Source organism: Lysinibacillus sp. BNK-21 (assembly GCF_048684915.1).
In the GTDB taxonomy this organism is placed as follows: domain Bacteria; phylum Bacillota; class Bacilli; order Bacillales_A; family Planococcaceae; genus Lysinibacillus; species Lysinibacillus capsici.
On record NZ_JBLQTS010000001.1, the window covers coordinates 3,211,099 to 3,222,760 of the forward strand.

The following is an 11,662-nucleotide window of genomic DNA, read 5'->3' on the forward strand; positions in this document are numbered from 1 at the left end:
TAATAGCAATACTTGTTATTAATCGAACGGTAAATAAAACGTGAAGGTCGTACCCTCTTTCAACACACTGTCTACCATAATATTACCTGAGTGTGCCTTCACAATATTTCTAGCAATGGCTAAGCCGAGACCAGTTCCACCCTTGGAACGAGTACGTGCCTTATCTGCTTTATAAAAACGTTCAAAGACATAGGGTAAGTCCTCTTGAGGAATGCCATGTCCTGTATCTTGAACAGATATTTTAGCAAATGTCGGCTCCTGCTCTACTTTTACAGTCACAGACCCTTCATCTGTATGTCTCAGGGCATTGTCAACTAAATTTGTAAGCACTTGTTCAATGCGATCCTCATCTATATTAATCATGGCCTCGTCATTAAATTCACTCTCAAACAGCAGACGAACGTGCTTTTCTTTTGCTACCTGTGCAAATTTTTGTGTAATACGTTCAAAAGTAGAATTAATTGGTAATTCATCTTTATAAAGCGTCATATGCCCTGATTCCATACGTGCCAAATCTAATAAATCTGTCACAAGGCGACCCATTCGCTTCGATTCATCATAAATAATTTTGGTAATCTCATTTCGCTCTTCCTGATCCTGAATAAAATCGTCATCCATTAATGCTTCTGAGTAACCTTGAAGCATGGCAATCGGTGTCCGAAGCTCATGAGAGACATTCGCAATAAAATCCGATCTTAGTTTTTCTAAGCGATGCTGTTCAGTCATATCACGAATAACAGCGACAGCACCACGTATCATTTCCCCACTATAAAGAGGACTAATGGTAAATGTATAATAGCTGCCATCCATTTCAATTTCCTCTTCTAGTTTATCCTCAAACATCAGTGCATGATCAAGCATATGATACAGCTCAGGTGGAATTGGTTTAGCACTTTGGGAGCCTTTGTTGACAAACCATTTTTGCATCAGACGTTCGGCTGGTGGATTACTTAATAATATTGTACGATCTCTATTAAACGTAATCACTGCATCTGTCATAGATGTCAAAATATTAGAAAGCTGTTCGTTTTCTTGATTGATAACCTCTAAATTATGCTTTAATTGACGGCCCATTTGGTTGAAGGCAACGGCAAGCTGACCAATTTCGTCATTTTGGGTAGTAGGCATTTTCGCTTCAAAATTCCCTTTTGCAATTTCAAAAGCTAATTCACGCATTTTTCTTAATGGCGAAGTTATACGTGAAGAAAGGAAGAATGCGAAGAATGTCGTCAACACAAATGCTATGAAGGCTGCTAAAAAGACAATTTTCGTAGTTTCCTTAGACGTTTTATGTAGCGCATCTGGGCTTTGGTAGATGAAGACAGCTCCATGTACTGCATTTTCAACATTTAGGGGAAAACCAAGTACGACATAAGATTCCATCTTTTCTTGATCAGTTGAAGAAGGCATCATCATTTCTTTAATAATCGGCTCATCTGATTGAAACACTTCATGAAAAGATTTATTGGCTAATATAGTATCTTGTATTTCTTTTTTGTTGACACCCTCTTGCATCGCAAAGGACACTTCAACATGACTGATAGCGATCAATGCATTGGTTCCTGTAGGTAAAATATCTTTTAATAATTCAGAGGTAGATTCGGCTGTTTCATTGTCATCTACTATACTTGCTACCGTTGCTGCTGTTTGTCGCAATGAAATTTCTGCTTGCTGCATATGGTAATTTTGAAGAAATTCAAGCATTAATACCGTGAAAACAAATAATACAAATGAAACGAGAAGCAATATGGTTACCCATAGCTTCCCGACAACACTATTCCATATTCTATTCATTGACAACCTCAAATTTGTATCCAACGCCCCAAACCGTCACAATCATTTTAGCAGCGTTTTCAGAAACTCGGTTGAGCTTTTCACGTAAACGTTTTACATGTGTGTCTACTGTGCGTAAATCACCAAAGAAGTCATAATGCCATACCTCTTTTAGTAGTTGTTCACGGTCAAATACTTTGTCTGGCGATTTCGCTAAAAAGTACAGCAATTCATACTCTTTCGGTGTTAAATTAACCTCAATGCCTTCTGCAGTCACACGATGTGCATCATGGTCAATCATTAAGTGTTGGAACACCACTAAATCTTTTGAAGAAGATGCATTAGTCGTTGGTGAGAAAGCCTGTGAACGACGTAAAATAGCCTTCACACGTAACACAACCTCACGAGGACTAAATGGTTTTACGATATAGTCATCTGCACCAAGCTCAAAGCCTTGTACACGGTTCGCTTCTTCGCCTTTGGCAGTTAATAAAATAATTGGTGTTGCTGCGCGCTCTCGAATTTCTGCACACACTTCTAGCCCATCTTTTTCAGGCATCATAATATCAAGTAAAATACAGTGATACTCTTTTTCTAAAGATTTCTCGATCGCTTGTTCTCCATTTTCGGCCTCGTCAACAAGGTATCCTTCTCGCTCAAGATACATTTTTAATAAGCGGCGAATACGATCCTCGTCATCTACTACTAATACTGAAATATTTTCTGACACTTTCACGATCCCTCTCTTCCATCTTTCTCTAACTTCTATTGTACATGGTGTGACACATATTGAAAAGAAAAGAAAGCCTCTTCGCTACAGCGAAAAGGCTTGTTGCTTCACAGGTTACGCGTAGGAGTGTAAACCTGCAAGAATTAAGTTAACAGCAATTAGGTTGAATAAAATAATCCCAAAACCAATTAGTGCTAACCAAGCAGATTTTCGACCTTCCCAGCCTTTTGATAGACGTAAATGCAGGAATGCTGCATAGAATAACCATGTAATAAGAGCCCATACTTCTTTTGGATCCCAACCCCAGAAACGACTCCAAGCAATTTGTGCCCAAATCATCGCAAAGATTAAAGCACCAAGGGAGAATACAGGGAAACCAATCAGCACTGAACGATAACCAATTTCATCAAGTAATTGTAAATTGACACGTTTAACAAGTGGTTGGAAAATGGCACTAATTCGACGGCGAGCAATTAAACGAATTAATAAATACAACACAGATCCTACCAATAATGACCAAACAACGGTTGTTAATTTTTTAGCATTAATTAACGCTGGCATTTCTACTAATGGCGACATGCCATGTTCTTCTATCACTTCATATTCATTCATACCGAATACTGGAGGTAAATTGTAAATAATTTTACGAGTAGTTCCTTCTTTATCCACATAATTATAGCTAGACTCATAATCCATAGCACTAAATGTAGATGTTACCGCGACAAATCCAACAACTACTACAAGACAGTACATGACAGCTTCTAACCAAAAACGTTGTTTAGAGGGCTTTGTTAAATCTACTACTTTTAATAAGTAAATAAGTCCTGCCACAGCACTAATGGCTAAAATAGATTGCCCTAATGCTGCTGTAATAACGTGAATTGTTAACCAATGACTTTGTAATGAAGGCACTAATGGACTTACTTCTTTCGGGAACATTGCTGCATAAGCAATAATCAAAAGCGCAACAGGCAGTGCCACTAATCCAAGTGCAGTCAAACGATAAATAAAATAAATTAGGATAAACGCGCCGACAATGAACATACCAAAGGCAGTTGTAAATTCGAACATATTACTTACTGGCGCATGTCCTGTATAAATCCAACGCGTAATAAAATAGCCAAGCTGTGATAGGAAACCAATAATAGTAACCACAATGGCAAGCTTGCCCCATTTGCCAGTATTTTTACCCGTAGCATTACCTTGCTTAATTGAACCACCAAATAATAATGTCGCAACTAGATAAGCAATAAACGCTACAAATAGTAAGTTTCCACTTAAGTCAATCAAACTCATAAGGTGTTGTCACCTTCCTTTTCTTTAATGCCACCATTAGTGGGCTCTTCGTCAGCCTCATCTTTCTCTAACTGATCTTTATACGGAGGCAATGCAGCAAATGTTGTAACAGCATCTAAATCCTTTTTCATGCTGAACATATTTTTGTTGACATGGGCAGCCATTAACACACGGCCGTCTGGTTCTACTTGAAGCCATAAACGACGATGATTCCAGTAAGAGCCAATGGCAACACCGATCATAAAGATGACCCCACCAACAAACAGAATAGGGATGGTACTATCTTTTCGCACCGTAATACCTGACATATCACGCATCTCTGCACTAGCAAATTTCATTCTGTATTTATTTTCACCCAGTGGTTCTAAAGGAGGCTGCATAATTTCAACAAAGCTTACTTCTCCTTCAGGAGTTTCTGGTGTAGTCATTTTAAATAAAAATGCAGGATTATTTGGAATAGACGTTTTAGTCTGAGGTTCTCCATTTTCAAATCCATCAAAATCAGGTGTATAGACAAGAATTTGAACGGATGAACCATTCCCTAAATCATATTCTTTTTTAGGATTTGTTAAATCAATCTCTACCTTACCTAAAGATTTCTCTGTCGTCTTATTAATTAATTCAAAGTTCATCTGTTTTAATTCATTTAGACGATAATCCATCTGGTAAAGAGCAAAGCCATCTTCTTTTAAAGGATGGTTTACACGAATTGAATAGTCTTTTACTTTTTCTAGATTTTCCGTATCCCCAGGCAATGCGTCTTCAGGTTGCTTGTAAAGTGTAATATCGGTCTGGAAGTTTTTAGCCACTACATTCACACCCTGTTTAACTTGCTCACCTTGAGGTGTATTATCATGTGTTTCTAAAATAAAGTCACGGTTTTCAATGAAATAGCCTTCCATTCCAGTGATAGCTCGTGTTTCACCTTCACGCACCCATATCGATTCATCAACATAGAAGCCTGGAACTAGACGTAGCATGACCCCACCTAAAAAAATGATGAGACCTACATGGTTTATGTACGGACCGTAACGAGAAAAGCGTCCTTTTTCAGCTAAGAGAGCGCTACCATCTCGACGAACAGAATACTTCATCTCAGTCATTTTTTGAGCCACTTTATCAAGCGTTTCCTCCGCACTCGCTGACACTTGTCCTTCTGCAACAATGCGCTGACGCTTCATAAAGCTTTCATGTCTTTTAACACGTTGATTCTTTAATGATTTATAAAGTGGAATGCCTCGGTCAAGACTTGCCACTATAATTGAAACTGCTAGCATACCAACTAAAATCTGGAACCACCATGAGCTATATAAATCCGAAAGCCCCAACGTATAATAAATTTTACCGAATGTACCATATACGTCTGCGTAATAAGCCCCCTTCTCCATATCAGAAGCTTTTACGTAAAACTCTTGCGGTAGTAATGTTCCGACTGAAGCAGCAATTAATGTGATAATAATTAAGGATATACCAACTTTAACACTTGAGAAGAAATTCCATATTTTATCAACAAATGATTTGTTATATGTTTTGGAGCGAATGGCCATACCATCATAGCGCATATCAACAACTTTATTTTGTTTTTCTTCTTCGGTTAAAGGACGACCACATTTCTCACAAAGCTTCGTGCCGTATGGATTACTATGACCACAAGCACAAATGATTTTTTCCATCGTCATTTACTCCTTATTTGGCTTCACTAATTCCATGTACGAAGCAATATCTTTCTCCGTCATTTCACCTGTAATAATTTTGGCCACTTTGCCTTCTGGATCAATTAACACTGTTGCAGGTAATTGTCCTACATTATAAGCAGTCATAACACTTTTTGTTTTGTCGATAACTACTGGAAATGACAACCCATATCGATCGACAAAATTCTGTACTTCAAAATCTGTTTGAGCAATATTGACAGCTAATGTTTGTACACCGTGATCTTTAAATTCTTGATACTGATTGTCCATTGCAGGCATTTCCTTCTCACAAGGCTTACACCAAGTTCCCCAGAAATTTAAAAATACCCCTTGCCCTTTATAATCCGACAATTTATGTTTTTCACCGTTTAAATCTACTAACGTGAAGTCAGGTGCCTCAGAGCCTACTGCTACTAACTCTACTTTTTCCTTTGTTGCTGTTCCATATACTGTGTACCCGATTGCCAACGCTAACACAGCTAAAATGACAGTTCGCAGTACAAGACGTTTTTTCTTTTTCTCCAAGTTAATAAACCCCCTATCAATTACGGCTTGCGTTGCTTTTACATATTGAAGAAACAAATAGAACTTTTTCATTCTCTATACGTCTATAAATATGTAAAAGCTTCTTTCACATTGACGTCAACAATACCGGATTAAATGTGTTACAGCTTTTTTGAACAAACTGCTACTAGGTGTACTATTCTCACCTATTATAGCAAAATGATACAAAAACACTTAGCTATTAATTATGAATGATTTATGAACGATTTCACCACAAAGAAAGTGTAAACATCCAAATACCTCTATTGGTATCCACACTTTCTTCTGGCAACATTGCATTAATCAAGCTTTCCTGTTTCTGCTAACACACGTAGTTGCTTTACTTCATGCTTTGATAATTCACGATATTCTCCTGGAGCAAGACCAAATAAATCTAAAAAAGCAAAGCGTTCGCGTTTTAATTTAACAACGGGTGTTCCAATCGCTTCAAACATACGACGAACTTGGCGATTGCGCCCTTCATGAATCGTAATTTCACAAATAGCTTTGCCCGCTTTTTCATCGAAAGATGTCATACTTACCTTAGCAGGTGCTGTCTTTCCATCCTCTAATTTGATCCCTCGTTGAAGCTTTTTAAGCCCTTCAATTGTTGGCACTCCTTTGACACGAGCGATATATGTTTTGTCAATTTTAAATTTCGGATGTGTCAACATATAGGAAAATTCTCCATCATTTGTCAATAGCAATAATCCAGATGTATCATAATCAAGACGACCAACTGGGAAAATACGTTGCGGAATATGATGAAATAAATCTGTGACAGTTTTGCGTCCTTTATCATCTGTAACTGCAGAAATTGTTCCACGTGGTTTGTAAAGTAAGAAATATACCTTATCTTCTTTTTCTAGTTTTACACCTTCTACTTCAATTGTATCGGAATTAGATACCTTTGTTCCTAACTCACGAACCACTACACCATTTACTTTAACTTTACCTTCTAAAATCAATTGCTCTGCCTTGCGCCTTGACGCAACGCCTGCATAGGCAATGACCTTTTGTAATCTTTCCATTTTTTCACCTCTAGTTTTCTTTCACATTGACACGTTCGTCATCATTCGATTTCGATCCAATGAATAGGGTTATTTTTCCCGCTAATCTGTGAAAATTATGTCATACTTTTAGACATTATTAAAGAAAAACAAATTTCACATTTTTTAATTAAGTATTCCGACTAATTTCTCGTTCGTTAATTTCTTAACATTTGAACTGAGATTTTGTTTTGTTTACTAGCAGTATACTCATTTGATAATCATGCGAATCGATTGTAAAATGTTTATTTTGACACAAAAAAAGCTACCATTCGGCAGCTTTTATTTGTATACATTTTCAATTGTTAGGCCACGCTGCTTTAACTCATTGGCTATATAGTTTTTAGCCAGTACCATGTTGCCTGCCAAAGGTTCCTCAATTGTGGAACCATCTTGAAATGTAAAAACCAGATGATCAGGCTTTGTCACACCACTTTTTTCTAGATTAACCTGCTCAACTTTCACTATTTCTTCCCACTCGACAAAATTTACTTTTAAACTAAAAAATGGATTCATATGAATACCTCTTGAATCTATCCATTTATAAGTATTAAAGCTTAATGCGATGAAACCTAAGGCAATTAATAAGGAAGTAGATACTAGACCACGTTTTATATTCTTTCTTTTTTTCGTTTTAGGTATGATCAAATAATTGATTAGTAGTACGAGGCCCATAACAAATAAAGAGACCATAAAGATAATATAAGCATTAAAATAAGGTGCAAAATAATAAAATTCATTAGGTCGATATAGTATCTCTTGAATTGGATATAGAAGAATGACAGGCACAATTAAACTTGATAAGAATAAGATAATGATTAGCCCAAATTGAATTTGCCTACCATTACTTTCCATTGAAGCTTTCCTCAATTTCCTCACCCCTTTTTTCGAAAATTAAGAACTTTAAATTCATTATCATTTTACCAAATTTAACATCAATTGATCAAATAATGTAAAAAATCAGCAAATCGTTTTTAACGATCCGCTGATTCAACTTTTACTGGCGTTGCATAAATCCGTTCTTCTCCTATAAAGATAGACAAGACTGCTTCTTGGCGTTTCCTTGAAACATGTAATACTTGCCTCACCTGTTCTTTTTCCTCTTTATTTAACTGTAGTCGAACGGGCTCTTGTAAACGAATAGCCAACTTTTTATTGACATTGTATTTACCCTTTTTCACTACTGTTTCAAGACTATAATCTTGCCATACTTTATTGGATAAGCCTCGATGTACATTCCAATCATCTGATTCATTTAATGTGACGACAACGCAGATTTGCCCGTCCTTTTGAAAGGCCGTTGCAAGTGTTCGTCCAGCGACCTTAGTAAAGCCCGTTTTTCCAGCGAAAGCAGTACCAGTGGCTGACTTTAAGGAACTAACAGGCTGTTCTGTCTCATCATCTATATCTGCTGCCATTCCTGAACCCTCTCTTAATAGACGGTGTTTATTTTCCCATAACATTCCGTTTACTGTATTTGCCCGATAAAGTACCGTTGAAGCGATTTTCTCAAATGTTTTATTTTGCAACGCAAGTCTTAACATCTCAGCAGTATCTCTTGCAGACGATAAATGCTCATCATGATGAAGACCAGAAGGATTCATAAAGACGGTATTGGTAAGACCTGCAATAACAGCTCTTTCATTCATTAATTTGACAAAACCCTCTACAGACCCTCCTACATGTTCGGCTAAAGCTGTTGCAGCATCATTGCCAGAACGTAGCATTAAGCCATACAATAACGTTTCAACTGTCACCGTTTCACCAGCCTGTAGGTAAATAGAGCTCCCCTCAGCCATAGCAGCCTTAGGGGATATAACGACTTCATCCTGCAAGTCACTATTTTCAATTGCCACAAGTGCTGTCCAAATTTTTGTGAGGCTAGCAATAGGTAATCGTTCATCGCTATTGGATCCAATTAAAAGTCGACCTGTATCGCCATCCAAGACAGCATAGCCGCTTCCTCCTCTTGCAAAGCTAGTCTGAGGAAGCATTACCATTAACACAATGATCATAAACAGTGTTAAACGAAATAACCGAAGCAACGAGCCACTCCTTATTCAATGTGATAGGAAATTATAGATTTAAATTTATGTTGAAGGCTACGCATTATACCTAACCATTATTTTGCTCCGCTAAAAGTCTCTTGGAACTTCGTCATAAATAAATCTGTTTCTTGTTCTGTATCAGCAAGGTCCTCTTCAGGTAGAGGAGGCATTTCTTCTATACTATTTAAGCCAAAATAATGTAAAAATTCTTTTGTTGTTCCATATAAGATGGCACGTCCAGTCCCTTCTGACCGTCCTACCTCTTTAATTAATCCTCGTGAAACTAATGTTTGGATTGGTCGTTCACACTTCACACCGCGCAAATCTTCTATTGCTACACGTGTAATGGGCTGTTTGTATGCCACGATCGCTAACACTTCAAGGGAGGCTTGAGATAAGGATTGTGCGGTTGGATTTTCTACTAATCTTTGAATCGTATCGGCAAACTCAGATTTTGTAATGAGCTGATAAACGCCTGCAATTTCTTTCACCGTGATTCCTCTTGTTAAATCTTCTTCGTAGGTTTCTCTCAATGTATTCATTGTTTGCAGAATCAGCTCTTCCTGCTCTCCTAAGAGTTGTGAAAGTTGTTTAATCGTTAAGCCATCATCTCCCACAACAAATAATAAGGCTTCAATTCTACTCTGTAACATCAAAGTTTTCGTCATCTTCCCATTCCTCCTTCTGTAAGGTAACCGTTAATTCTTCAAAGTTACCATCTTGCTCTACGATGACGACCTGACGTTTCATCAGTTCAAGTAGGGATACAAACGTCAGAATAAGTGTTGGCTTATCTTCATAGGGAAAAAGCTCGAAAAATGATGCACGTCCACCTGTTAATCGTAAAGAATCCACAACAGAGCGCATTTGATCTTTTACTGATCGCTCCTGCCTTGCTACAGTTGTTTTTAATGGTTTCTTTAATTTTTTGCGACGCATCAATTTTTGAAATGCTCCAAGCATATCATAGATATTCACATTCAAATCAAATAAAGCCATCTGTTCTTCTGAGGCTAATCCTGTTAAATCAGCAGGTGGCCTCGTAAATACCTGTGCTCGGTCTGTTTCAAGCTCCTGCAAATTACTAGCTGCTTCCTTGTATTTTTTATATTCGATTAAGCGTTGCACGAGTTCTTCACGAGGGTCAGGGCCGTCCACTTCTAATTCTGCGTCCTCCATCTCTCCTTCGTGAATGGGCAATAACATGCGGCTTTTAATTGCCAGTAACGTTGCTGCCATTACTAAATATTCACTTGCTTCATTTAACTCTAATACTTGCATTGCATGTATATGGTCGATATATTGTTGTGTAATTTCAGCCATTGGGATATCATAGATATCAATTTCCAATCTGTGAATTAAATGCAATAATAAATCAAGAGGCCCTGAAAAGGCTTCTAATTTTACTTCATAAGACATTATTTTACCACCCTGAGATTCTATGTTCTTTTAGTATAGTGGAAAGGAGTCCAAAATGCATCCACAGCATCATACTTTATTTATAGATTACTGTGCCTATTTTAATGGCAATCAAGATTTTTTTGAATGCCATGAAGTGCTAGAGGAATATTGGAAGGAAATTGCACCTGGCGATAAAATGCATCCGCTTGTCGGCTATGTGCAGCTGGCAACAGGTTTCTATCATTGGCGACGTGGTAATAATACTGGTGCTAAACGAATTTTAGAAAAAGCACTTCATAACTTTCAAGAAAATGAAGGGCATGTTTTTTTCCAAGAAATTGATTATCTTGAACTCCTAACACAAATAACAAAAGCTATCACTTCGATTGAAATGGGCAAGTCCTTTCAAACTTTCCAGCTTCCTCTCTCACCTCACTTGCTGGATTTAGCCCTAGCACGTATAAAGCTTTTGCCATCAAATAGCTCAAATTATCTTCTTCATAAACATATGCTTCGAGATCGCTCACATATTCTTGCAGAGCGACAAGAAAGCAAACAAAGAAAAAGCAGACGTTGTTAATCGTCTGCTTTTTCATCGATACAATGAATACATTTTTGAACAAAACTACGTGTTTCATCTGTAGCACGCACACTTTCATATTGGCCAAGTTCCGCCACTTCTTGAAGCATCTCCGTTGCTACTCCCTCCCCCCTATAGGAAGGGATCACCGACACGTGCTGGATTGTGGCTATATTATGCTCGTCAACAACAAGCCCTACAATGCCAACATATTCATCATTCTTTTTCCATAAGTATAAAACCCAATTATCGTCATTTTCATAGGAGTGGATGGTTTCTGTAAGCTTTTTTACGTCTTTTTCGTTAGGCATAAATGAAAGTAGCCCCATTGCTATTTTCTCTAAAGCTTTTTTATATCGAATTAACATATTTGTCTATTCCCTCTTTTTCTAGCTGTACATAATCTTTGACTATCCTACACGATTTGTACTTTTACCGCAAGCCAATTTCTGTCTTACGAACCAGGTCCGAGAATACCTTTCGACGCCAACACCCAATAGACTACGCCCCATAATAAAATAAATGTTGTAATGGACGCTAGTAATACC

Annotated in this window: 12 protein-coding genes; 1 reads left to right on the plus strand and 11 read right to left on the minus strand. The window is 37.5% G+C overall.

What is annotated here, in order from left to right; translation table 11 throughout:
* Window positions 1-18 precede the first annotated feature (18 nt).
* From ACMGGO_RS16485 to ACMGGO_RS16530, 10 genes are all read right to left on the minus strand, one after another.
* Window positions 19-1,794 (minus strand): ATP-binding protein, encoded by a 1,776-nt coding sequence (locus ACMGGO_RS16485; RefSeq protein ID WP_066036607.1) that lies wholly within the window; start codon window positions 1,792-1,794, stop codon window positions 19-21.
* Window positions 1,787-2,503, minus strand: a complete 717-nt coding sequence (locus tag ACMGGO_RS16490; protein WP_004232215.1) for a response regulator transcription factor — start codon at window positions 2,501-2,503, stop codon at window positions 1,787-1,789. The genes ACMGGO_RS16485 and ACMGGO_RS16490 overlap by 8 nt, the downstream gene beginning before the upstream one ends.
* A 114-nt stretch (window positions 2,504-2,617) precedes the next feature.
* Entirely contained in the window at window positions 2,618-3,799 is a 1,182-nt protein-coding gene (gene ccsB / locus ACMGGO_RS16495) for a c-type cytochrome biogenesis protein CcsB (RefSeq protein WP_048391290.1), read from the minus strand.
* Window positions 3,796-5,472, minus strand: a complete 1,677-nt coding sequence (gene resB, locus ACMGGO_RS16500) for a cytochrome c biogenesis protein ResB (RefSeq protein WP_048391292.1) — start codon at window positions 5,470-5,472, stop codon at window positions 3,796-3,798. The genes ccsB and resB overlap by 4 nt, the downstream gene beginning before the upstream one ends.
* Window positions 5,473-5,478: 6 nt before the next feature.
* Complete coding sequence (gene resA / locus ACMGGO_RS16505; protein ID WP_004232210.1) at window positions 5,479-6,018, minus strand: thiol-disulfide oxidoreductase ResA; 540 nt, start codon at window positions 6,016-6,018, stop codon at window positions 5,479-5,481.
* Window positions 6,019-6,335: 317 nt separating this feature from the next.
* The gene (locus ACMGGO_RS16510) at window positions 6,336-7,067 is read right to left on the minus strand and encodes a pseudouridine synthase (RefSeq protein WP_004232209.1); all 732 of its coding nucleotides are present in this window, start codon (window positions 7,065-7,067) and stop codon (window positions 6,336-6,338) included.
* 300 nt (window positions 7,068-7,367) lie between these two features.
* Complete coding sequence (locus ACMGGO_RS16515; protein ID WP_374805588.1) at window positions 7,368-7,955, minus strand: hypothetical protein; 588 nt, start codon at window positions 7,953-7,955, stop codon at window positions 7,368-7,370.
* Between the two features lie 104 nt (window positions 7,956-8,059).
* Window positions 8,060-9,130, minus strand: coding sequence for a D-alanyl-D-alanine carboxypeptidase family protein (locus ACMGGO_RS16520; protein ID WP_054550607.1), 1,071 nt, complete (start codon window positions 9,128-9,130; stop codon window positions 8,060-8,062).
* A gap of 77 nt (window positions 9,131-9,207) precedes the next feature.
* Window positions 9,208-9,801: an SMC-Scp complex subunit ScpB gene (gene scpB, locus ACMGGO_RS16525; RefSeq protein WP_048391293.1), complete on the minus strand. Its 594-nt coding sequence runs from the start codon at window positions 9,799-9,801 to the stop codon at window positions 9,208-9,210.
* Complete coding sequence (locus tag ACMGGO_RS16530) at window positions 9,773-10,552, minus strand: segregation/condensation protein A (protein ID WP_066036605.1); 780 nt, start codon at window positions 10,550-10,552, stop codon at window positions 9,773-9,775. Before ACMGGO_RS16530 ends, scpB begins: the two co-directional genes overlap by 29 nt.
* A gap of 55 nt (window positions 10,553-10,607) precedes the next feature.
* Between ACMGGO_RS16530 and ACMGGO_RS16535 the strand changes: the two genes are divergently transcribed.
* Window positions 10,608-11,114: a DUF309 domain-containing protein gene (locus tag ACMGGO_RS16535; protein ID WP_066036604.1), complete on the plus strand. Its 507-nt coding sequence runs from the start codon at window positions 10,608-10,610 to the stop codon at window positions 11,112-11,114.
* On the opposite strand, the gene ACMGGO_RS16540 is transcribed toward ACMGGO_RS16535, so the two are convergent.
* Window positions 11,111-11,482 (minus strand): GNAT family N-acetyltransferase, encoded by a 372-nt coding sequence (locus tag ACMGGO_RS16540; RefSeq protein ID WP_004232192.1) that lies wholly within the window; start codon window positions 11,480-11,482, stop codon window positions 11,111-11,113. The genes ACMGGO_RS16535 and ACMGGO_RS16540 overlap by 4 nt on opposite strands.
* Between the last annotated feature and the right edge of the window lie 180 nt (window positions 11,483-11,662).